This is a genomic window from Nocardia amamiensis, assembly GCF_015477605.1.
In the GTDB taxonomy this organism is placed as follows: domain Bacteria; phylum Actinomycetota; class Actinomycetes; order Mycobacteriales; family Mycobacteriaceae; genus Nocardia; species Nocardia amamiensis_A.
In genome coordinates, this window is sequence record NZ_JADLQX010000026.1 from 11,142 (window position 1) to 34,678 (window position 23,537).

Annotated in this window: 17 protein-coding genes; 12 read left to right on the forward strand and 5 right to left on the reverse strand. The window is 69.6% G+C overall.

From position 1 onward, the window contains the following. Positions 1-32 precede the first annotated feature (32 nt). Positions 33-2,651: a LuxR C-terminal-related transcriptional regulator gene (locus tag IU459_RS27975; RefSeq protein ID WP_195132574.1), complete on the reverse strand. Its 2,619-nt coding sequence runs from the start codon at positions 2,649-2,651 to the stop codon at positions 33-35. Between the two features lie 236 nt (positions 2,652-2,887). On the opposite strand from IU459_RS27975, the gene IU459_RS27980 reads away from it, so the two are divergent. The 3 genes from IU459_RS27980 (at position 2,888) to IU459_RS27990 (ending at position 5,134) form a co-directional block, all read left to right on the forward strand. Further along, positions 2,888-3,364 (forward strand): DUF7144 family membrane protein, encoded by a 477-nt coding sequence (locus IU459_RS27980; RefSeq protein WP_228838635.1) that lies wholly within the window; start codon positions 2,888-2,890, stop codon positions 3,362-3,364. A gap of 479 nt (positions 3,365-3,843) precedes the next feature. Beyond that, positions 3,844-4,266, forward strand: a complete 423-nt coding sequence (locus IU459_RS27985; protein ID WP_195132575.1) for a low affinity iron permease family protein — start codon at positions 3,844-3,846, stop codon at positions 4,264-4,266. An 88-nt stretch (positions 4,267-4,354) separates the two neighbouring features. After that, entirely contained in the window at positions 4,355-5,134 is a 780-nt protein-coding gene (locus IU459_RS27990) for an alpha/beta fold hydrolase (RefSeq protein WP_195132576.1), read from the forward strand. 384 nt (positions 5,135-5,518) lie between these two features. Here the strand turns inward: IU459_RS27990 and IU459_RS27995 are convergent, their stop codons facing one another. Together IU459_RS27995 and IU459_RS28000 are read right to left on the reverse strand one after the other, a co-directional pair. Further along, positions 5,519-6,268, reverse strand: coding sequence for a Mut7-C RNAse domain-containing protein (locus IU459_RS27995; protein ID WP_195132577.1), 750 nt, complete (start codon positions 6,266-6,268; stop codon positions 5,519-5,521). After that, positions 6,265-7,416: an FIST signal transduction protein gene (locus tag IU459_RS28000; RefSeq protein ID WP_195132578.1), complete on the reverse strand. Its 1,152-nt coding sequence runs from the start codon at positions 7,414-7,416 to the stop codon at positions 6,265-6,267. The genes IU459_RS27995 and IU459_RS28000 overlap by 4 nt, the downstream gene beginning before the upstream one ends. Before the next feature lie 2,156 nt (positions 7,417-9,572). Between IU459_RS28000 and IU459_RS28005 the strand changes: the two genes are divergently transcribed. The 6 genes from IU459_RS28005 to IU459_RS28030 all read left to right on the forward strand — a co-directional run bounded on the left by IU459_RS28005 (position 9,573) and on the right by IU459_RS28030 (position 13,466). After that, the gene (locus IU459_RS28005; protein WP_195132579.1) at positions 9,573-10,154 is read left to right on the forward strand and encodes a hypothetical protein; all 582 of its coding nucleotides are present in this window, start codon (positions 9,573-9,575) and stop codon (positions 10,152-10,154) included. Positions 10,155-10,454: 300 nt separating this feature from the next. After that, positions 10,455-10,790, forward strand: coding sequence for a histone-like nucleoid-structuring protein Lsr2 (locus tag IU459_RS28010; protein WP_195132580.1), 336 nt, complete (start codon positions 10,455-10,457; stop codon positions 10,788-10,790). A 28-nt stretch (positions 10,791-10,818) separates the two neighbouring features. Beyond that, complete coding sequence (locus IU459_RS28015; protein WP_195132581.1) at positions 10,819-11,835, forward strand: iron-containing redox enzyme family protein; 1,017 nt, start codon at positions 10,819-10,821, stop codon at positions 11,833-11,835. Positions 11,836-11,866: 31 nt separating this feature from the next. Continuing rightward, a complete protein-coding gene (locus tag IU459_RS28020) occupies positions 11,867-12,520 on the forward strand; it encodes a HemK2/MTQ2 family protein methyltransferase (RefSeq protein ID WP_195132633.1) in 654 nt (217 codons plus the stop codon). Further along, positions 12,498-12,704, forward strand: a complete 207-nt coding sequence (locus IU459_RS28025) for a CDGSH iron-sulfur domain-containing protein (RefSeq protein ID WP_067474437.1) — start codon at positions 12,498-12,500, stop codon at positions 12,702-12,704. Before IU459_RS28020 ends, IU459_RS28025 begins: the two co-directional genes overlap by 23 nt. A gap of 267 nt (positions 12,705-12,971) precedes the next feature. Beyond that, complete coding sequence (locus IU459_RS28030) at positions 12,972-13,466, forward strand: hemerythrin domain-containing protein (RefSeq protein ID WP_195132582.1); 495 nt, start codon at positions 12,972-12,974, stop codon at positions 13,464-13,466. A 41-nt stretch (positions 13,467-13,507) separates the two neighbouring features. Here IU459_RS28030 and IU459_RS28035 read toward each other — a convergent pair whose 3' ends face one another. Next, positions 13,508-14,119 (reverse strand): flavodoxin family protein, encoded by a 612-nt coding sequence (locus tag IU459_RS28035; RefSeq protein WP_195132583.1) that lies wholly within the window; start codon positions 14,117-14,119, stop codon positions 13,508-13,510. Between the two features lie 33 nt (positions 14,120-14,152). Beyond that, complete coding sequence (locus IU459_RS28040) at positions 14,153-15,616, reverse strand: aminotransferase class I/II-fold pyridoxal phosphate-dependent enzyme (protein ID WP_195132584.1); 1,464 nt, start codon at positions 15,614-15,616, stop codon at positions 14,153-14,155. A 145-nt stretch (positions 15,617-15,761) separates the two neighbouring features. Here IU459_RS28040 and IU459_RS28045 point away from each other — a divergent pair, with 145 nt between their 5' ends. From IU459_RS28045 to IU459_RS28055, 3 genes are all read left to right on the forward strand, one after another. After that, on the forward strand, positions 15,762-16,955 hold the full coding sequence (locus IU459_RS28045) for an alcohol dehydrogenase catalytic domain-containing protein (protein WP_195132585.1): 1,194 nt from the start codon (positions 15,762-15,764) through the stop codon (positions 16,953-16,955). Positions 16,956-17,042: 87 nt separating this feature from the next. Continuing rightward, positions 17,043-21,647, forward strand: coding sequence for a cation-translocating P-type ATPase (locus IU459_RS28050; RefSeq protein WP_195132586.1), 4,605 nt, complete (start codon positions 17,043-17,045; stop codon positions 21,645-21,647). Between the two features lie 102 nt (positions 21,648-21,749). Continuing rightward, entirely contained in the window at positions 21,750-23,531 is a 1,782-nt protein-coding gene (locus IU459_RS28055) for a thiamine pyrophosphate-requiring protein (RefSeq protein WP_195132587.1), read from the forward strand. Positions 23,532-23,537: the final 6 nt, after the last annotated feature.

The window sequence follows — 23,537 nt, forward strand, 5'->3', positions numbered from 1 at the left end:
GGGTGACGAGACGGATCCGAACCCGGAGCGGGTCAGAGCAGCCCGCCGCGACGGGCGTGCTCGAGCGCGTCGACCCGGGAATTCGATCCCAACTTGCCGTAGATACCGCGCAGGTGGGTTTTCACCGTGTTGACCGAGACGCCGAGGTCGGTGGCGATTTGCTGGGCGGTGCGGCCGGACGGCAACTGTTTGAGCACGGTCATCTCGGTGCGCGTCAGCGCGGGGTAGGCCGACCTGCGGTGTACCGCGGGGTGGCGCCGGATGCCAGCGGCGAAGTTCTCCGACCGGCCGAAACGGCCCGCGTAGCTGTCCAGCAGCGGCATGGCGGCAGGGATGTCGAGGAACGGCCTGATCAGGCGCTGCGGCGCTGCGGCGTTCAGTGCGTTCTCCAGTGCGGCCAAGGCCTTGGCCGCAGCGCCGGCCTCGTGCTGGGCCGAGGAGTACAGCAGCCATCCGGTGATCGCGCTGACCGGACGCAGATGGACGGCATTGTCGAGCAGGGGTTCGAGCATGGCGCAGGTCGTCTTGGGACGATCGGCAGCGGCGCTCAGGGCGGCGTGGGCCATGCGGATCTCGGCCAGGTCGCCGACAATGCCGCGGGCTCGCTCGACCAGCAGTTGCGCGGTTCTGTGATCGTGCACGCGCAGCAGGGCCCAGACCACCGGAAGGATCAGGCTGCCGGTCACCGATGGCCGGGTCCGGTTTTCCACCAGCGTGAGCAGGCTCCGGCGCAGCGCCTCGACCGCGGCCGACGGCTCCTCGGTCCGCTCGAGGTCGAGCAGCCGCCCGATCACGTGGCCGTGCCACCCGGCGACCGGACCGGACGACCCGTCGTGCTCGACGTGCTCGGCGAGGACGGCGCTCACCTGGGCCGGATCGGGCGTTTCGCCTTGCAGGTAGGCGCCGTAGGCGGCGACGGCGGTCGCCTGGACGGCGTCGGTCGCCTCCAGCAGTCCGTGCGCGCCTGCGATGGTCAGGGCGTGGGCGGCGCGGTCACGCATCGCGGTGGCGGCGTCGACGGCGTTCGCGGCGAGCGCGAGCCGGGTGAGCGCCCGCAGCACCAGCCGCGGCCGCCCGGCGTGCTCGGCCAAGGCCAGACCCGCATGCAGCAACTGTTCGCCGCGCGCGACCTCGCCGGAGGCGACCAGGCCGCTGGCGACCTGGATCGCGGTGTACGCGTCGAGATCGGGGTCGCCGGTCGGCGCTATCTCGTCCTGGAATACGCCGAGTGCGATCTCGGTGGTCGCCGCGACATCGATGGTCGCGGCGAGGGCGAGGGTGTCCACCCGTTCGGCGGAGGCGAAGGAAGCCTTGCCCGCACGGCGCGCCATCGCCGTGTCCAGGCACGCGACCGCGGCGGCGGTGCTGCCGTGTACGAGCGCGTCGACAACCCGCACCAACCACAGGAAGGGGTCGTCGAGCAAGGTGGGCGCCGACTGGGCGAGCCCGTCGAACAACGTGTCGCCGGCTCCGTCGAGGACGATCCGCAGCGCATAGTCGGACAGGAACTCGTAAAGGTTCTCCCGATCGGGGTCGGCGAGAAAGTGGGGGAGCGCGGTCGCGGGCAGGCCCGCGGAACGCAGCCAACGGGCGGATTGGCCGTGCAGATCCGCACACAGCTGTGACCCGAGCCGGTGGGCCTCGGCGCGGAAGTACGCGCGAACCATGGGGTGGCAGGAGTACCACACCTGCTCACTACGCGAATCGGCGCTGATCGGAAAATTGATCCGGTCGAGTTCGTGCAGATAGTGTCCCGCGCCGCCGCCGACGAGTTCGTCGGCGAGTTGCTCGGTGAACGACACCGGGATGCTTGTGTAAGTGAGGAATTGGCGCAGCGCGGGCGGCAGGCCCCCGACGAGCTCGCCGACCAGGAACTCCGCGACCGCGCGCGGTGGTCGCGCGAGGATGGCCAGGGCCGCGGCCCGGTCGTCGGCCCGGGCCGCCAGATGGGCCGCGGCGATGCGCACCAGCGCCGCCCAGCCGCGGGTCAGTGTGCCGAGGGTGTCCAGCTCGGTCTCGGTGAGCTCGCAGCCGTGGTCGCGGCACAACGCGTCGATCTGGCCCGGTGTGAAGGCCAGGTCGTCCATGCTCCAGCGGGTCAGGCGCGACTGGAGATCGAGGACATGCCACCGGATCGGAGGAGCGAAGCGGCCGCACAGCACCGTCGTGACGGTCGGCGGCGCATGGTGCAGGAAGTATTCGACTCCGGCGAGCGCGAGTGGATCGGCGATCAGATGAGCGTCGTCGAGTACGACTACCGTCGGCGTCGCCCGTGTCGCCAGCGCGTCGACCAGCGCCGCCGCTCCCGCGCTCGGCGGGCCGCCGTGCTGCGCGGTAGCGACGCCGAATCGGGTGTGCAGTGCGGGCCACAGCGACGCGGGATCGTCGAGTTCATCGGTGATGGTCAGCCACGCCACGTCCGGTTCGCCCGCTGCGTGGCGAGTGGCCCAGTCGGCCAGCAGGACAGTCTTTCCGGTCCCCGCGGGTGCGCAAACCAGGAGCACGCCCCCGTTGTCGGCGTTCGAGACCGCGTCCACGGCGGCGAGCAGATCCGTTCGCGGAATCGGCGTGAAGGGCAACGCCGGTATCTCGGCCGCTGTCTCCGCTGCGGAAGGGATGCGGCGTAGAGCGGGGACGTGCGATGTGGTCACCGTGCCTCCCAGGCCGTGTGCTGACAAATCACTACCGCGCCTAGCTCCCGGAACTTACCCGGCGGAAAGTCCGCTCGATCCGATCGTGTGTGGTCGTTATGGAAAGTTCATCCCGGGCGGGTGTGCCATATCGGAGCCACCCGAAACGGGTGAAGTGCCGAACGGTGTCCGTGGTGGAGATTCGACATGCGTCCATTAATTCCGAGAAAGTCCATGCTTCCCGAAAGGGGCGACCGATGACGCATATGACCGCACCGGAACAACACCCCGTGCGCCGTGGCATCGCGGCGGGCACGTCGATAGCGGCCGCGATTCTGCTGCTGACCGTCGGTGTGCTGTCGATCTTCGAAGGTATTTCCGCCGTCGCCGAGGACGAGCTGTACATCGTGGGCACGGAATACGTCTACAAGTTCGACACCACGGCATGGGGCTGGATCCATATCGTGCTCGGGATCCTGCTGATCATCGCCGCACTGGGCTTGATGACCGGCGCGACCTGGGCCCGGGTTACGGCGATCTGCTTGGCCGCCTTGTCGATCATCGCAAACTTCATGTGGCTGCCGTACTACCCGGCCTGGTCCATTCTCGTCATCGCCATCAACGTCGTGGTGATCTGGGCGATCGCCACCTGGAGGCCGGAAGGCCCGACCGGGCCGGAAGGCCTGTCTGGGCGAGAAGGCGTGGCCGGGCGAACCGCGGCACCGCCCCAGTAGCTGGGCACCCACGGCGCGGGACGCGGTCGAGGTCGGCTCGGTGCAAGTCGAGTCCGACGTCGACCGCGTCGTTGTCTGCCGACGTGCGCCGTCCGGGCTGCCGAGGATTCCTGCCCGGCTCAGGACGGCCGGCGGTACGGAGATCGCCGCATTCGACATCGCCCTGAGCACACCCGCGGCACCGCCGCAGCGAGGAAGACCTGCCGGACACCGGCGAAGGCGGGGGAACGAATCTGAAGCGCCCACGGCTCAGTGAAGTTCGGCGAGCGTCGCCGGGACGGCCGCGCGATTCGCCTGCGAGGGGGACCCAGCCTGCCGCGGCGCGGCACCGAATGTCTTGTGGCGCTTGCCGGAACCCGGCAGGCGCGATCGGGTGCGCGTGCGTGGCGATCGCCCGCGGCTCGGTCGGTTATCGGTGCGGGTGCGGGTGCGAGACAGTGCGGAGATACCGCGGCGTGGCGATGGGAAGGGGTTCTGCGGTGGGCAACCATACCAAGCAGTCCGCGATGCGAGTGGTGATGATCCCGACGGAGGTGGTGCGACCGGCCTCGGTGTTCGATGATGTCGCCGCGGCGGCGGGCACGGTGGTGTCGAAGGGGTTGTTCTTCGTGCTGATCGTCGGGTTGGTGCTGACGGCGGCGGTGAGTCTCCTGTTCGGCCGCGACGTCGACGGCTGGCCGCGGCTGCTCACCACCGCGACGACGATCGTCACATTCGTGCTGGTCGCGCTGCTGCACAACATGCACAGCCGGGCCACCTACGCGATGCAGGTCAAACTCAACGCTCTCGCCCAGGCGCTGTCGGATGTCAAGGTCGAACTGAGCGCCGAGGCCGCCGTGAGCTGTCGCGGTGAGCAGCGCTGTGGGGTGCACGGATTCGCGCACAGCGACAGACCCGCGTGATCCCCCGGCCGAGTCGGGGTTTCCGCTGTCGCGGCTGACTCGGTTGTGGTATCCACCCTTCGTCATCCCTACGAACCGAAGGACGCCAATGGCCGGCAAACCCCCGCTCGTACTTCTGCACGGTGTCACCATGTCGGAGCGGGTGTGGGAGGACGTCACACCTCTGCTGGCAGCACGGCACGAGGTGATCACCCCGACCGCCGTCGGTCATCGGGGTGGACCGCCTGCGTTGCGGCGTCCGGCGCGGGTCGAGCACTTGGTGGACGACATCGAGCGGCGTATGGACGCGCTGGGCCTGCGCCGCGCGCACATCGCGGGCAATTCGCTGGGTGGCTGGATGGCGATCGAACTGGCTCGCCGTGGCCGCGCGGAAACCGTCTGCGCACTGTCGCCCGCGGGATTCTGGGATTCCGGCGCCGAAAGCCAGTCGGTGGCGACCCGTCGGATCGCCCGAGAAGCGGCTACCGGCAGGCTGCTGGGGTTCCTCGCACCGATGGGACTGCGCAGTGCCGTGATCCGGCGAGTGGCGTTGCGCAACATCGCGGTACACGGCGATCGCATCACCCCGGCGCAAGCCATGACCGTCTTACGCGATCTGCTGGGATGCACCGTGACCGCCGACCTGCTCGGCACCGACGAATACGTCGCCTCCCTCGACCCGCTGCCGTGCCCGATCACCGTGGCCTGGTCGGAGAACGACCGAGTCCTTCCCGCGCAGATCCACGCGGCGATCGCCCGAACTCGGTTGCCCGAGGCCGTCTTCTCGCTCCTGCCCGGGGTGGGTCACGTCCCGATGATCGATGACCCTGAGCTGGTCGCTCGCACCATCCTCGCCGCCACGCACACCACAGCAGCCGAGGCGTCATAGCTCATCTCGGGTCTCGAAAGCCAAGCCCGGCCGCGGGATCTCTTGCCGCCGGAACCGCTCGCCGACAGTGATTCCAGCAGGCAGCTCCAATGCGGGGCGCCGCCGGGGCAGCCAGGGCTGGCGACCTGTTCCGACTGCCCGACCGGTTCGGCCGGCTGCAGTGGGATGCCGACGGCCGACGCCGGTGCCGCTGTGACCAAGGGAGCCAGCAGGATTGCGCCGGCCAGCAGTCCGGCGCGAAGGTGCGTATGCACCGAGTTTCCTTTCCAGCGGTGAGGGGAGCCGCCACCAGAGACGCTATTGGGATGGATGACATCGCGAACAGACCTGGGAAGGTGCGCCACTGAAACCGAGGGCTTCCGTCGAAGCGCCCCGCCGCACCTGTCAGACGTGGCCCAGTTCGGCGCGGATCCGCTCCACGGTCGCGCTGAGGCGGGCCTGGTGTGAACCCCGCCAGTAGACCCGCCCGCAGTCGCGGCACTGGCGGAAGGTGTCGTAGTAGCGGCGGGTGAGCGGTTGCAGCCGATCTTCGACATCGGTTTTGGCCACCTCGGCGACCGGCCCGCCGCAGCGCAGGCACCGGGTGAACGGCGCCAGGAACGTGCGGAGATCCAGCCGCCGGACCACCTCGACGATTTGATCGATCGGCTGGTCGGACCGGATGTACACGCCGTGAGTGACGTTGCGCCGCTTCAGCAGCCCGCGGTCGCGGGTCAGCAGGATCCGGTGCTCGGCGGCGGACACCTCGGCGAGCTCGGCGTCCCCGGCGTTCCACCGGCAGTGCACGTCGAGGCCCATCAGCCGCATCAGCTTCGCCAGTCCGCCGAGATTGACGTCGGCGACGAAACGCGGCTCACGCAGCGGGTGCGGGCGGACCCTCGTCACCGCGCCGATGTCGAGGGTCTCGAACACCGGGTACGCGCTGACCCGGTCACCGACCCGCGGGTGATGACCGAAGTCCACCGGCTGCCCGTTGACCAGGACCAGGTCGACCTCGGTGTGTGGGATGCCCGCGGCCTCGATGAGGTCCTTCACGGTCTGGTGGGGTCGGAACGGCCGCCGCAGCACCGCGTATTGCTCGTCGGGCCGGAGGAAGTCGTTCAGCTCGGCGTAGACACGGATCTCGACGCTCATTCGACGAACAGCGCCAGCGAGGCAGTGAAGCCGTGCAGTGCGTTGCGGCCCGCGATCGGTCCGATCTCGCCCGCGGCGAAGAAACCCGCGAGCGGGATTCCGCCCAGCAAATCCTCGATCGTCGCGGCATCATGATCCGCGACCCCGAACATCCGCCGGCCGCGCCCATTGCAGGTGAACAGCAACGCACCGGCCGCAGGCCCGGGCAGGTCCGCGCTGGCCCGCGCCAGGGCGGCTCGCAGGTCCTTGTCCGCTCCGATCGCGTCCCGGACCTGGAACTGGACGGTCGTGCCGACCTCGACGGCCTCGCCGATCTCGATCGCGCCGCTGGACGGGTCGGCGCCGAGGATGCCGCGGATCAGGAAATCGCCCTGCCCGGGCGCGGCCAGATGCTCGTCCACCACGATGCCGATCTGCAAGCCGTTGGCCAGCAGCTCCTGCTGATCCGGAGGCAGCACGTCGACGATCTCCCGCAATCGCACGATCGGCGGCCTGCCGCCGAGCTCGGTGACCAGGTCGCCCTGGGCGGCGGTGACGATGTAGGGGTACCCGATGGGCCGGCAGCCCTGCGACACGATCGGGACTCCGCGCAGGCCGGGCAGCCGCACACCGACCGCGCCGGAGGTCACCACGTCACGGTCGAGGAACAGCCTGCTGCCCGCAGGCAACTGCCCGCCGCTGACCAGCCCGCCCATCACGACGGTGCCGGGCAGGTCGGCGTTCAAGTGCTCGAGCAGCGCGTCGGCCGGGAACGAGTACGGGTCCGGCAGCAGCAGGTGGAAGTCGCGTGCGTCCTTGTCGAAGCGGTAGCCGGCGAGCAGTCCGCCGGTCGCGGTGCGGACGAAGTCCAGCCGGAATGTCTCGGCGGGCAGACCGGAGGCCAGCCACACCGCCACCGCGGGCTCGTCCTCGATCTCGCGGCGCCCCGCGACCACCGCCTGCGCCACGCATCCGACCAGTGCGGGCACCCGGACCGTGCGGTGGACACCGGCCAGCACGGCCGAGGCGTCGTCGGCATGCGCCCGCGACGCGAGCAGCACGGCGAGCGCCGGGGCCTCGCCCGCGAGCTGCTCGCGCGCGTCCGCGGCGGCTTCCACGCCCGCCTGCCGCGCCTCGGGCGCGGTGGAGAGCCCGACTCCGATCCGCACCCTTCCATCGTAGCCAACCTGCGGCGAAGTGTGTTCCCTTGTGGCACAACATTTTTCATATAAGTCCGGAACGTGCCCACGGCTGCGGGATGGTCGGTGGCGGTTGCAGCCCGCTGGCGCAGGCAGTGGAGTGGCTGAGTGCCTGCTGACACCGGGGATTACACCTGTCGGCAGCCCGCTGTGCCCGGCGGAGGCTGTCCTGGGCGCTGCCTTCGAGTAGCAGGGGCCGTTTGACGGTAGCGACTCGGTAGCTGTCAGTGCGTGCACGCCTGGCCCCGCTCGAATCGGGCCTTCCCAATCCGGGGAGGCTCGGCGGATCCGAGCGAAAATAGAACGCACCACACTCCGCCGCACGGCAATCCGAGATCCGGAGTGTCGGCGCAGGCCAGCGCACCGCGACAGGACCTGACCGGTGTAACGACAAGCAGGAGACATCGGTGAGTCAGCCGTCGCGGATCGATACGGGCGAACTCCGCGCGATGGTGTCGACGCTGGAGGAACTCATCGCCGATGCTTCCCGAGTAGTCGGCCAGTTGAAGGCCGCCATCGCATCCGCGGAAGCGTATTCGAGCGAGCTGTACGCCGGGACCACTCACGGGCGCAGCGGCGCGGAGCCCACCCCCACACTAACGCCGGGCCGGATGGACACCAGACAGCCGCTGAGTGGGCCCAGCGGGGCGGAGTCCGTCCTCGATCCTGCCGCGGGGCGAGTCGAGGTGAGTCAGCCGCTGCGCCCGGCGCCGGACGGTGTGGTGGTGGAGGCGGCCGCAGAAGGGGCGCAGCCGGGCGAAGTCCGCCCGCAGATTGCGCCGGGTGATGTGGGGGTGGAGGCGGCCACAGAGAGCACCCGGCGGGACGAGGTCCGCCCTCGGCCTGCGCCGGGCCGATTGGTAGACGCGGCCGCAGATAGGGCGCGGCCGGGCGAAGTCGGGCCCCGGCCCGCGCCGGGCCGAGCGGAGGCGAGGCAGCCGCCAATCTCGACCGATAGGACGGATCACGACCCGCACACCGTGTCAGAACAGCGCTCGGTCTCCGTCCAAAGGGGGACGTCCACCCCATGGTCTCGAAGACCGGCGGACACGCCCTGGTCACAGCGCACCATCAGGCCGCGCCCATCGGCACCCAGCACACCGGTGCGAGTATCCGCGCCCCATATACCCGATTTCAGTCCTTCCACCGCGGTTCCGCCGATCGCTGCCGGTCCACAGCCCGAACCTCAGCCCGCGGACTCGGGGCCTGCTTCGCGGCCCAGCACGGTTCTGGGGCCGGGGTCTGTCCCACAGCCCAGTGCCGTAGTCGAGCCGGGGTCGGTTCTGCCGCCCAGCAGCGTTGTCGATTCAGGGCCTGTTTCCCGGCCTAGCGCCGTGGTGGGGTCGGAACCTGTTTCGCCGCCGAGCCCTGCTGTGGAGTTGGGGTCTGTTCCGCTGCCTGGCAAGGCTGTGGAGTCGGCGTCTGTTTCGCGGCCGCGCACGGTTGTGGGGTCGGGATCTGTTCCACAGCCCGGCGTCGTTGTCGGGTCGGGGTCGGATTTGCCGCCGGGCAGTGTTGTGGGTTCGGGTTCTGTTTCCGGGCCTGGCGCTGTGGTGGGGTCGGAACCTGTTTCGCCGCCGAGCCCTGCTGTGGAGTTGGGGTCTGTTCCGCTGCCTGGCACGGTTGTGGAGTCGGCGTCTGTTTCGCGGCCGAGCGCGTTTGTGGAGTCGGGATCTGTTCCACAGCGCAGCGTCGATGTCGAGTCGGGACCTGTTTCGCGGCCGAACATTGCTGTGGAGTCGGCGTCTGTTCCACCACCTGGCATGGTTGTGGAGGCAGCGTTGGTTCTGCCGCCCGGCAGTCTTGTCGATTCAGGGTCCGTTTCCGGGCCTGGCGCTGTGGTGGGGTCGGGCCTTGTTTCGCGGCCGAGCGCGGTTGTGGAGGGGGGATCTGTTCCACAGCCCGGCGTCGTTGCCGGGTCGGGGTCGGATTTGCCGCCAGCCAGTGTTGTCGATTCGGGTTCTGTTTCCGGGCCTGGCGCTGTGGTGGGGTCGGGGTCTGTTTCGCGGCCGAGCATTGCTGTGGAGTCGGCATCTGTTCCACCGCCCAGCACGGTTGTGGAGTCGGCGTCCGTTTCACCGCCCAGCACCGATTCCGAGTCGGAGGCTGTGCGGGTTGCCCAGGAAATGGCGACCCGGCACGGCCTGGAGGTCATCGGGTTCGAGACGGCGAGTATCGAGGCGCAGGCTGTTCGCGAGGTCGCCTCCGCTCTGGACGAATTGCTCGTGAAGTACCCGATTCCGTTACGCGGCATCGAGATCGCCGAACGACGCGATGAGGCGGACCCTCGCTCGGTGCGGAATCAACCCTCGCAAACCGAGCCACCGGGGGAACCGGCACTGTGGATCGTGCTCGACAGATCCTCCTTGGTCCCGCCGGCAGGATCGGTCCCGAAGGAAGGGCGGCGCCGAGGACTCAGACGTCGGTCCGCCGAGCGGCCGATATACGTGGCGGTCGTGCGTGAATTCGCCGGTGCGCTCGATATCGCGGGCGGCTTCCGGGCTCGTCAAGAGGCTATGCGGGCACTGGTCGCCGAGTCGCTGCGCGGGGGTGGCGGTGGCCAGGGTCTGCTGGACCCGGGCCGGGCGCTGGTCGAGGGCTTCACCGAGGTGGTGTTGCGCGGGGAGCGCGCAGGCGAGCTGGCGAAGGCGCTGCACGGGGCACTGGTGAAAATGGCCCGAGCCGAGTCGGCGGACCTATCGGCTTGACCGTGTGAATGCGGGCACGGCCGTTTTCACCTCGGGGCGTCCGAACCGCAGAGGCTTTGCCGGCCAATGACCCTGAGCGGGTAACCGGAGCTGCACTGCGAACGGGGCTGTTTTGCGGCCGTGCGGGGTAGGCGTGCAATATGAGGAGGCTCGACGGCCATGACGAGGAACTATCGGCTTCGATGTGTCCCTCACCGTGGCGGGGGACCCCGCTGTTCCGGGGCCGGAACTGATCTGTTATCTACTGGCTACGATTATTTTCGACTACACGCGCTCGGTAACCGTGAAGGGATTATCTCTATGGCACGCAAGGTCGTCGTGACACTGGTCGATGACTACGACGGCAAGTCTCAGGCCGAGGAAACGGTGTCTTTCGCCTTGGATGGCGTGGCCTACGAGATGGACTTGTCGGGCGACAATGCCGGTCAGTTGCGCGAATTCTTCGAGCAGTGGGTCCCATACGCGCGCAAGGTGGGTCGTGCGCGCCGCGGCCGCGGGGGTACGCCACGGTCGGCAACCGATCGGGAACAGGCCACGGTCATCCGGGAATGGGCGCGCAAAAACGGCATTGATGTGTCGGCCCGCGGTCGGATAGCCGCCGAAGTGGTCGAGGCCTACAAAAAGGCCAACGCGTAGCTGCGCCGAACCGGGGTACGCGACCACCATGACGGTCACCACGGATGCCCCGTCGCAGGAACTGCCCCGGCCGCGCGGCGAGTTGTCGCACGCGGTCGTGGAGTTGCTGCGCGGGACACCGGGCCGGTCGGTGCCCCGGCTGGGTTCGGCGGACCCGTACGGCGAGGACCTGCACCTGGCCCTGCACACCTGTTACGAGCTGCACTATCACGGCTTCACGGCGGTGGATCCAGGGTGGGAGTGGGACACGGGCCTGCTGGGTTTGCGCGCCGCGATGGAACAGCGGTTCCAGCGCACGCTGAAGGACGATGTGCCCGGCGGGGCGGATCTCGACGCGGAACTCGATCACCTGCTCGTGACACCGGCCGACCCCGCCGGACCCACCCGCTTCCTGCGCGATGAAGGCGATTGGTGGCAGATGCGCGAGTACTTCGTGCACCGCTCGATCTATCACCACAAGGAAGCCGATCCGTACGCGTGGGTGATCCCGCGATTGCGCGGCCAAGCCAAGGCATCGCTGGTGGCGGTCGAATTCGACGAGTTCGGCGGCGGGCGCGGCGAACGCGTGCACGCGCGGCTGTACGCCGATCTGCTGGACGGCGCAGGCTTGAACCCCGGATATCTGCACTACCTGGACGTGGTGCCGGCCCCGATGCTCGCTCTGGTGAACATGATGTCGCTGTTCGGTCTGCATCGATCGCTGCGTGGCGCGTTGGTCGGTCACTTCGCCACTGTGGAGATCACCTCGCCGCCGGGGGCGCAGTACATGGTGGAGGCGTTGCGGCGCCTGGACGCCGACCCGGCGTGCGTGCTGTTCTATCGCGAGCATGTGGAAGCCGACGCCGTGCACGAGCAGGTCATGCGCACCGGCGTGATCGGCAGCCTGCTCGCGGACGAGCCCGGTCTGACCGAGTCGGTGGTGTTCGGTATCCAGGCGACGAATCTGCTCGAGGACCGCTTCGCCGACCACGTTCTGGACTCCTGGCGCGCGAGCCGCACCTCGTTGCGGAATATCGAGGGTGAGCCGCGCGGCTCCCGGGATTAGCCGGCCTGATCCGGGCTATCCGTCGACTGTGATGTTGTTCCGGCCCCCTGGGGTCTATCGGCCGCAGCTGGACACGTGGCTGCTGGTCCGTGCGCTCTCCGAGGCGGGTGTCCCGCGCGGTGCGGAGGCGTTGGACGTGTGCACCGGTACCGGGGCTTTGGCCGTCGCGGCCGCGCGGGCGGGAGCGGCGACGGTGACGGCGGTGGACGTCTCCCGTGCCGCGGTGGTGTCGGCGTGGTTGAACTGCCGCGTCCGCGGGATCGACGTCGAGGTGCTGCGCGGTGATTTCGCCGCGGTACTCGGTCGGCGCAGTTTCGATCTGGTGGTGGCCAACCCGCCCTATGTGCCCGCTCCCGAAAACGCCGCCTACCGCGGCTCGGCGCGGGCGTGGAACGCCGGGGCCCGGGGCCGGGCCGTGCTCGACCAGCTGTGCACGGCGTTGCCTGCGCTGCTGAAACCGCGCGGCATGGCGCTGATCGTGCATTCGGTGCTGTGTGACCCGGATGCGACGCTCGCCCAGTTGCGCGAGAACGAGTTGAAGGCCGCCATCGTGGCCCGGGCGACCGTGCCCTTCGGTCCTGTCCTGCGCCGCCGCGCGGACTGGCTGGCCTCGGCCGGGCTGATCGAGCCCGGCCAGAGAATGGAAGATCTGGTGGTGATCCGTGCCGATCGAATCCGACCATGAGCGGCGGCGGGTGACGCTCACCGCCGACGGCCCCGCGTTGATCGAGGGTCCGGTCGAAGTGGTCACCGCGGACGGTCGAACGATCCGCTCCGACCGGTTCGCGGTCGCGCTGTGCCTGTGCCGGCGTTCGAAGAATTATCCGTTCTGCGACACCAGCCATCGCAAGCACTGCCGTCCGTCGTGACCGGACTGCGGATCCGGTCCCCGACCCCGGTAACGCCCCGCCGCAACGGAGTTCGGCCACGGTGATCCCGGTCTGTCGCGCGAGTTGAGCCAGTTCGTGTACGCACTCCTCGGAGTGTGCCATTGCCGTCCCTGCCGCGGCGGGGTCCAGCGCACGATACGACCCGACCGGGCGACAACCGTAGGACTCGGGCGCGTTTCGCCGCCGCGGCGGCGGGAATGTCGCAGAAGCCAACCCGGAAATCATCCCCACGCAAGGAGAAAGACGATGAGCACCGACGCGATCGTGCTGTTGCGCGACGATCACAAGGCGATTCGCAAGCTTTTCCGCGAGTTCGGGAAGACCGGTTCCGAGGCCGCCAAGGGGCGTGTGGTGGACAAGATCATCGAGGCACTCACGGTGCACACGTATCTGGAGAACGAGTGCATGTACCCCGAGGTCCGCAAACTCGTCCCGGAACTGGAAGAAGACATCCTCCAGTCGTTCGAGGAGCATCATGTCGCCGACCTGCTCGCGGCGGAACTCGCGACGATGAAGCCCGAAGACGAGCATTTCACCGCGAAAGCCACCGTCCTGATCGAGAATGTCGACCACCACATCGATGAGGAAGAGAACGAGTGGTTCCCGACGGTGCGAGAGCGTCTGGGGCGCAAGCAACTACAGGAACTCGGGGCGCGGATGCAAGAACTCAGGAAGAAGGCGCCGACCTCGCCCGCGCAGCCCTCGGCGCTGAAGAAGGCCGTCGACGCGGTCCTGGCCTGAACCGGGCGATCGCGCGCCTGGCACCCGCCGGCTGGAGTGTTTCAGTCGGCGGGCGGATACTGCTGCGCACGCAGAACCCGGGCCAGGTGGGCAGCGTTCCTGGCCAGCGTCGCGGTCGCCGAGGCCACCGCCTTGGGCACCGAGTCGAGTTCTCGGTAGTCGGTGCCACCCATGGCTTGGTCGTTCCAGTAGGTGCAGCCCTGCGCCGGGATGGTGAATCCGATGTCGTTGAGCCCCTGATACAGGTCGGCGACGATCTTGTGCGCGCCGTCCTCGTTGCCGACCACCGCGACCGTGCCGACCTTGCCGGTCATCGCGGGCCTGCCCTGCTCATCGGTCTCGGACAACTCGGCGTCCAACCGCTCCAGCACGCGCTGCGCCACCGAGGACATGTGCCCCAGCCAGGTCGGCGTCGAGACCAGCAGGATGTCGGCCGCGGCGACGCGCTCACGGATCTGCGGCCACTGGTCGCCGGGTCCCTCGTCGGCACGGATTCCGGGAAGCACATCGTGATCCACCACGCGCAGTACCGTGCCCCGCACGCCGTGCTCGGCCAGCGCGTCGAGCACTTGCCGGGCGATCAGGTCGCTGCTGGATTCGGCGGGGGACTTCTTCAACGTGCACACGAGTGCGACGGCGACCGGATCGGCCATGGCGGAACCTCCTGAGAACAGAGCTGATTCGGATCACGCGCGGGCAACGACACGAATCGTGCGCAACCGCGCATCGGCGGCGTCCGGCACGTTCATCCCCGCGTCCAGTCCGGTGCGCAGATAGTCGACGACGGCGCGGTCGATCACCTCGCCGGGAACAACCACCGGAACGCCCGGCGGGTACGGCGTCAGCTGCTCGGCCGCGATCCGGCCCACCGCGTTGTCGGCGGGCACCGTCTCGACGGGCCCGAAGAACGCGTCGCGCGGCAGCATCGCACTCTCCAATTGCAGATCTGCGGGGGAAGGCAATGCGATGCGCGCAGGCGTGGGCTCGGTCAACTGTTCTCGCCAAGCCCTGATTCCGTCGACCAAGGTGTCGATGGTGCCTTTGTCGTCGCCGAGCGACAGCGTGGCGAGCAACCGGCGGTGATCGGCGAGGCCCATGTCGAGGCGGCGGTGTTGCCGCAGCCAGTCCGCCGCCTGATAGCCGCTGGCCCCGGTGCCGGCCAGGTCCATCAGGACCTGCAGGCGATCGAGATCATGGGAAGCTTCGACACCGAGCAGCTCGTCGTCGAGCACCGCGATTCCGGGGATCTCCTCCAGCTGCCGCCTGGCGTGCTCGGCGACCCGCAGGGCTTCGCCGAGCAACTCGTGCCCGTGTTCGACCATCTGCCTGCGCCAGCCGTCCATCGCCGCGTAGATCAGCACGTTCGGGCTGGTGGTCATCAGCAGGTCGGCGCATTCGCTGAGCCGGATCGGATCGACGAGGTCGCCTTGGAGGTGGAACACCGAGCCCTGTTCGAATCCGGCGCCCATCTTATGCACGCTGACCACGCAGACATCCGCGCCGGCGTCCATCGCCCAGGTCGGCAGGTCCTCGTGGAACGGCAGATGCGCGCCCCATGCCTCGTCGACGATCAGTGGCTTACCGCGTTCATGGCAGAGGTCGGCGATGGCCGCGATATCCGCGCAGGTGCCATACGGGCTCGGAGTCACGATCAGCGCGCCCGCGGCGTCGGGGTGTTCCTCCCACGCATTGCGCACCTGCTGCGGCGACGGCGGATGCGAGAAGTGCTGCTCGGCATCCCATCGGGGGGTGATCCAGTGCGGTTGCACACCGGAGAAGATGAGTCCCGCGACGATGGATTTGTGACTGTCCCGCGGCACGAGGAGGCCGCCGTCGTGGCCGCCCGCGACCGCCATCATCGCCGCCTTGACCGACAGCGAACTGCCGCAGGTGGAGAAGAACGCCGTTTCGGCCCGTACCGCGTCGGCCATCAGCGCCTCGGCCCGCGCGAGGTAGCCGTGGCGGGACAAGCGGTCGTCGAGACCGGCGTTGGCCAGCACGTCGGATCCGAAGGCGTCCCGTCCGATCACCTCCAGGACGCGTGCGTCGGTGCCGCGTCCTTGCCGGTGTCCGGGTGGCGTGAACCCGTACCGGCCCAACCGGTGATAGTCGGCCAGCGCTTCCAGCAGTGGAGCTCGTGAATGATCCACGGCTACCGGCTACCCGGAATCGGTGGCGGCACACGTCGGCTGCCCCGCCGACCCGAAACTGTCGCGGCACCCTGGACTGGTCGTTTCGCGCGCGGGCGCGCGGGTAGGTCCGGGAAGATACCGACCCCCGACCGGAGGAGCGCGGATGAAGGCAGTGACATGGCAAGGACGACGCAAAGTCGCCGTGGAAACGGTGCCCGATCCGCGGATCGAGGCGCCGACGGACGCGATCATCGAAGTCACCTCCAGCGGCATCTGCGGATCCGATCTGCATCTGTACGAGGTGATGGGCGCCTACATGAGCAGCGGCGACGTGCTGGGCCACGAAGCGATGGGCCGGGTCGTGGAGACCGGTTCCGACGTCACCGACCTGAAGCGCGGCGACCGTGTCGTGATCCCGTTCCAGATCACCTGCGGAGACTGCTACATGTGCCGGACCGGCCTGACCAGTCAGTGCGAGACCACGCAGGTCCGCAAATACGGCTGCGGCGCAGCCCTATTCGGCTATTCCAAGCTCTACGGGCAGGTACCCGGCGGTCAGGCCGAGTTTCTGCGCGTGCCCTACGCCGACGCCACCCACATCACGGTGCCCGACGGCCCGGACGACGCTCGATTCCTCTACTTGTCCGACGTGCTGCCGACCGCCTGGCAGGCGGTGGAATACGCCGCGGTCCCCGACGGCGGCTCGGTGACGGTACTGGGCCTCGGCCCGATCGGGGACATGGCCTGCCGCATCGCCGCGCAGCGCGGATTGCGTGTGATCGGGGTCGACCGGGTGCCCGAACGCCTCGCCAGGGTGGCCGAGCGTGGCGTCGAGGTCATCGATCTGGACGCCGTGGACGAGCCGATCGGCGACATCATCCGGGGCTGGACCGATGGTCGCGGCACCGACTCGGTGATCGATGCGGTCGGCATGGAGGCCCACGGGTCGCCGTTCGCGTCGGCCGCCCAGCGGTCGGCGGCGTTCCTGCCGGATATCGTCGCGCAGCGGGTGATGGACACCGCAGGCGTCGACCGGCTCGCGGCGCTCAACTCCGCGATCGACATCGTCCGCCGCGGGGGCACGATCTCGGTGAGCGGCGTCTACGGCGGCATGCTCGACCCGCTGCCGATGCGGGTGCTGTTCGACAAGCAGATCCAGGTGCGCATGGGACAGGCCAACGTCCGGCGATGGGTCGACGACATCATGCCGCTGCTGCAGAACGGCGATCCACTGGGCGTGGAAACCTTTGCCACCCATCGGCTTCCGCTGTCGAATGCCGCGCAGGCGTATGACATCTTCCAGCACAAGTCGGACGGAGCGGTGAAGATCGTCCTGGATCCGACTGCCACGAGCTGACCGCACAACCCGCACCGGCCTCGATCACAGTGGTTTCCACCGCGATCGAGGCCGTTTGTCGGTTCCGACCTTGGGTAGCTGCCGAGTATGACTGTTTCACTACGCGGAGTCGTGTCGTCGTGGTGGCTCGAGGCGCCGACCGCCGTGGCGGCGGAGGCGGCACGCGCCGGCGTGGAGATGGCTGTCGATCTGGGTGTCAAGGTGGCGCAGGCGCCCGCGCAGGCGGTCGCCGCGGGCGCCAGGGCGGGCGCGTCACTGCTGAATCTGGGACGCGAGGAGGAACTGCGCGACGAGCTCGCGGCCTTGGTCGACCCGCACGCGCTGCGGTCCCGGCGCCGGGTGGCGGTGCACGACGACCGCGCCACCGTCGAGGTTCGCGGCCTGGACTCCGGCCAGAGCGAGGCCGTCGCGCAGGCACTGCGGCGCACCCTCGATCGCAGCCGCGATGTGCGCTGGTGGCGGGTGAACGCGGTGACCGGACGTGTGGTCGCCGCCCTCGCCCACGGCGCGGCGGACCTGCCCGCCCTCGTCGCTGCCATCGAGTCGGCCGAGGCCGACACGGCGGTCGAGGACATCGGCTGGGGCCGCCACTGCGAATACCCCGACGATCGGGAACCGCTGCTGGCGGCGGGAATTCAGTTCGCGGGCGACGTGTGCGCGATCGGACTGTCGGCGGCGGGTGCGGTGTTGCCGCTGCGCGCACCGGCCCGGCTGTTGCGCGCGGGGTCCGTGCTCGTCGACACCCAGCCCCGGCTGCGCGGACTGCTGGAGGATCGCCTCGGCCGCCCGCGCACGGACATGGTGCTGGTCGCGGCCAACGCCGTCGGCAATGCGCTGGGCAACCGCGCCGCCGAGGGCATCGCGAATCTCGCAGTGGACGCCGTGTACCGCGGCTTCACCCTGGCCGAGGCGCTGACCAGGTATGCGCAATGGCAGCGCTGGGAGCCCGAGGTCGACCGCCGCCCCGCCGAGGTGTGCGATCCGCTGCCGCCGCCTTCCCGGGTAGTCGAGATGCCGCGGGGACCGATCGAACGAGTCGCCGACGAAACCGCCGCGGGTGCGGTCGCGGGTGCGGTCAGCGCCGTCCTGGGCGGGCGTGGCCTGCTCGGCGCGGCCGACGCGCTGGAACTCGGTGCTCCGAAGGCGGCGCGGGCCAGCCGCGAGGCATACGGCGCCATGGTTTCCACACTTCTCGGCCGGGCGGGCGCGCTCACCCTCCACCCCGGGGCCTGGCGGCGGCTGGACCGATTGTCCGCGCTGGTCGTGGACGGGCAGGCGCTGCTGACCTCGCGCCGCATGGTGCTCGACGCCGAGGCCACCGACGAGCGATGGTCGATAGCCGAGGTCTGGAGCGCGAGTCAGCGTTTGCTCTGGGCCGAGGACACCGAGGAAAGCTCGGCCGGCGGCACACGGTCGGCGGACACGGAGCATCGACCGCCGGGCGAGGGGCAACGACTGGTGCACGCCGGAACCGGGAAGCCGGATCGCGGTGTCGCGCGCCGCCCGGTATGGCGGGAACTCCAGGACAACGGCAGGACGGTGGGCCGGGTCCTGATCGGACGCGAACTCGATCGCCGCGCGCACGCGGTACTCGGCCGAGCCCGCAGTGCGGGTTTGCGCGTGATCCTGGTCGCCGACGCCGACGCCGCCGAGTTGCGGTCGATGTCCGACGACTTCTTCGACCCCGCCCGCTCGCTGAGCAAGCTGGTGGGTGATCTGCAGCAGGACGGGCACGTGGTCGCCGTGCTGAGTTCGCGCGCGCACAAGGCACTGGCGACGGCCGACGTGGCGATCGGGTTGGCGGGGCGGGAAGACGGTGTGGTTCGGCTGCCGTGGACCGCGGACGTGGTCTGCCGCGACCTCGCGCAGGTGGACCGGATCCTGGCCACCGTCGCTCCGGCTCGTCAGGTGAGCGAACGCGGCCGCTCGCTGGCTTTGTCGGCGGCCGCCTTGGGCGGCCTGCTGCTCGCCGTCGCCCCGGACGCGCGCGGTACCGCTTCGCCGATGGCCGCCGCGCACTACACGGGATTCTTCACCGGCGCCTACAGCGGGTGGCGCGCGGCGCGGGCCGAGCCACCCGCCGCGCTGGCCCCCCTTTTGCCCTGGCACGCGCTCGAACACGGCGAGGTACTCAGCCGGTTGCCAGAGCCCGTTTCGGTGCAGGAGCGCACCGAGCCGAGCCGAGCGGCCCGCATCCCTGGCATGACCGTCGTCGCATCGGCGGCGTCGTTCGCGCGGCAGCTGCGCCGCGAGCTGGCCGATCCGCTCACCCCGATTCTCGGGGTCGGCGCCGTTGCCACCGCGGTACTCGGCTCGCCGTCGGACGCGGTGCTCCTGTCGTCGGTGCTCGCGGTGAACGCGCTCGTGTCGGCGTGGCAGCGCCAGCGCGCGGAGGGTGCGCTGCACCAGCTGTTCGAGAGCGAGCAGCTCACCGGCCGCGTGATCGATCGCGCCGAACTGGACGCCGATGAGCCGCGGGAACGCCGTCTGCCCGCGAACCTGCTCAGCCTCGGCGACGTGATCGTGTTGCGGGCAGGGGACGTGGTGCCCGCCGACGCACGCCTGCTGCACGCCGACGACTTGGAGATGGACGAATCCGGCCTCACCGGCGAGTCGGTGACCGTCGAAAAGCAGGTCGCCGCGACGCCCGGCGCGGCGGTGGGCGATCGCGCGTGCATGGTCTTCGAAGGCAGCACCGTGGTCAACGGAACGGGTCGCGCGGTGGTCGTCGCGGTCGGCGCCGACACCCAGGCCGGACGCGCCACCGCCGGTGCCATCCCACCCGAAAAGGGCGGCGTGCAAGCGCAATTGCGCCGGTTGACCGACCGCGCGCTACCGCTGACCTTGACCGGCGGCGGCATCGTGACCGGGTTGGGCATGCTGCGCGGCAGGTCGCTGCGGACCGCGATCGCCGACGGCGTGGCCGTCGCGGTCGCCGCGGTGCCCGAGGGGCTGCCGCTGGTGGCCACGGTGGCCCAGCTCGCGGCCGCTCGCAGGCTCTCCCGGCACGGCGTGCTGGTCCGCGCCAGCCGGACCGTCGAGGCGCTGGGCCGGGTGGACACACTGTGCTTCGACAAGACCGGCACCCTCACCGAGGGCCGACTGCGCCTGACCACCCTGGCCGGCCTCGACGAGCAGTGGCCACCGGACGCGGACTCCGAGGCCGCCCGCACGTTGCTGCGTGCGGCGGCCCGCGCCTGCCCCGATCCCGCCGAAGGCCCGATCCTGCATGCCACCGACCGCGCGGTGGTCGAGACCGCGGAGGAGGTACTCGGCGAGGACGCCCACCGCTGGGATCCGATCGAGGAGATCCCGTTCGAGTCCAACCGCGGCTACGCCGCCGCCCTCGGCCACACCTCGCGCAAATTGCGACTGATCGTGAAGGGCGCGCCCGAGGTGGTTCTGTCCCGATGCACCAGCGTGCGGCTGGACGGCACCGACAGCCCCTTGGACGACCGCTTCCACGAGCACGCCGAACAGGCGGTGCGTGATCTCGCCGAGCAGGGCCTGCGCGTGCTGGTGGTGGCGCGCCGCGACCTGCACACCACACCCGAGGACGTCGAAGCCGCCGTCGAACGGCTCACTCTGCTCGGTTTCCTGGGCTTGGCCGACACCCCACGCCCGCAGACCTTTCCGCTCGTCACCGCGCTGCGGCACAACGACATCAGCGTCCGCATGATCACCGGCGACCACCCGGTGACCGCGGCGGCGGTGGCCCGGCAGCTGGGCATCGATGCGGGCGAGGTGGTCACCGGCGCCGATCTGGACGGCTTGGACGAGACCGGGCAGGCCGAGCTGATCGAACGCGGAACCGTCTTCGCCCGTGTCGCCCCGGAACAGAAGGTGCGCATCATCGCCGCGCTGCGCAAGGCGGGCCATGTCGTCGGCATGACCGGCGACGGCAGCAACGACGCCGCCGCGATCCGCACCGCCGACGTCGGAATCGGTTTGGCCGCACAGGGTTCCGCGGCCGCCCGCAACGCCGCCGACATGGTGCTCACCCACCCCGACCCGCTGGCGTTGCTGCACGCCCTCATCGAAGGGCGCGGCATGTGGCAGCGCGTCACCGACGCGGTCGGCGTGCTGGTCGGCGGCAACGCGGGCGAGGTGGCCTTCACGCTGTACGGCACCGCCGTCAGTGGCCACGCCCCGCTGCGCACCCGGCAATTCCTGCTGGTGAACATGCTCACCGATATGTTCCCGGCCATGGCGCTGGCGCTGTCGCGCGATCGGGACACCGCCGATCCGGAGGACGCGGACGATCCGCAGGCTCGAGCGCGGCGGGCGTCCGAGCAGCTCGCCGAGCTCCCGGTCGCGCATCTGGGCCCGGATCTGCTGCGCACCCTGGCCGTCCGCGGCGTCACGACGGCCACCAGCGCATCCGTCGCCTGGACGCTGGGCCGGATGACCGGCACGCAACGCCGCGCCGCCACCATCGGCCTGGTCGCACTCATCGGCACCCAGCTCGGGCAGACGCTGGTATCCGGCTACCGCAGCCCGCTGGTCTGGCTGACCACGGCGGCGAGCGGAGCGGTGCTCGGCGCCGTCGTGATGACTCCAGGATTGTGCACCTACTTCGGATGCCGTCCGCTGGGCCCGGTCGGATGGGGTCTCGCGACAACCTGCGCTGCGACAGCCACCGCCGCGGCCGCGATCCTGCCCCGGCTGCTCCCCGAACCGTTGGCCGAGTAGACGGGCCGTGTCCGGCGCCGGTACGCCCGCTGATTGGCCGGTGACCGCCCGGGTACCCGGCTGGCGACGGAATCCCGCCACCGCCACCCGGAGGAGGAACCCATGGCTCAACAGGTCGGTGACTATGTCGTGCGGCGTCTGCGGGAGTGGGGCGTCGAGCAGGTCTTCGGCTATCCCGGCGACGGGATCAACGGCCTGATCGCCGCATTCGGCCGCGCGGACGACGACCCGGCGTTCATCCAGGCCCGCCACGAAGAGATGGCAGCCTTCCAAGCCACCGGGTACGCCAAGTTCAGCGGCAAGGTCGGCGTGTGCACCGCGACATCCGGGCCGGGGGCGATCCATCTGCTCAATGGTTTGTACGACGCGAAACTCGACCACGTGCCGGTGGTCGCGATCGTCGGGCAGACCGCGCGCAGCGCGATGGGCGGCAGCTACCAGCAGGAAGTCGACCTGCAGAACCTGTTCAAAGACGTCGCCTCCGACTACCTGGTCGAGGTCAACGTGGCGAGCCAGCTACCCAACGCGCTGGACCGAGCGTTCCGTATCGCGGCCGCACGCCGGGCCCCGACGGCGGTGATCCTGCCATCGGATCTGCAGGAGGAGCAGTATCAGCCGCCGCAGCACGCGTTCAAACAAGTGCCCTCCAGCCCGCCGGGGCTGACCTCGCCGGCTGTCGTCCCCGCGCACGAGGACATCCAGCGCGCCGCTGACCTGCTCGACGCCGGATCGCGGGTGGCGATCCTGATCGGTCAGGGCGCCCGCTCGGCCGCCGCGGAAGTCGTCGAGATCGCCGAGCGCACCGGCGCGGGCGTGGCGAAAGCTTTGCTGGGCAAGGACGTCCTATCCGACGACCTGCCCTTCGTCACCGGGCCGATCGGGTTGCTGGGCAGCAGGCCCAGTTACGAGTTGATGCGCGACTGCGACACGCTGCTGATCGTCGGATCGAACTTCCCCTATTCCCAGTTCCTGCCCGAACCGGGGCAGGCGCGTGCGGTGCAGATCGATATCGACGGCACCATGATCGGGATGCGCTATCCGACCGAGGTGAATCTCGTCGGCGACGCCAAATCCACTCTGGCCGAACTGCTTCCGCTGGTCAAACGCAAGGACGACCGAGCATGGCGGGAGACGATCGAGAAGAACGTGGCCCGCTGGTGGCAGACCGTCGAACGGCAATCCATGCTGGCGGCGAGGCCGGTCAATCCGATGCGGGTGGTCTGGGAGCTGTCCGAATGCATCCCCGACAACGCCATCGTGACGGCGGATTCCGGGTCCTCCACCAACTGGTATGCCCGCTGCCTGCGCTTCCGCGGACAGATGCGCGGCTCGCTGTCGGGCACGCTGGCCACCATGGGCCCCGGCGTCCCCTACGCCATCGGCGCGAAGTTCGCCCACCCGGACCGCCCGGTGATCGCGTTGGTCGGCGACGGCGCGATGCAGATGAACGGCTTGGCCGAACTGCTCACCATCGCCCGCTACCGCCGGCGGTGGGCGGATCAGCGACTGGTCGTCTGTGTCTTCCACAACAACGACCTCAACCAGGTCACCTGGGAGTTGCGCGCCATGGGTGGCGCACCGAAATTCGAGGAATCGCAGACACTGCCCGACGTCTCCTACGCCGACATCGCCCGCAGCGCGGGACTGAGCGGGATCACTGTGCGGTCACCCGACGACCTGGCCTCGGCGTGGGACTGCGCCCTGCACGCCGACAGCCCGGTGCTGCTCGACGTCCACTGCGATCCCGAGGTGCCGCCCATCCCGCCGCATGCCACCTGGGACGAGATGAAGGACACCGCCGAAGCGGTGCTGCGCGGTGATCCCGACGCCTGGCACCTGCTGGTCCAAGGCGCCAAAGCCAAAGCTCAGGAGTTCATCCCGTAACGACAG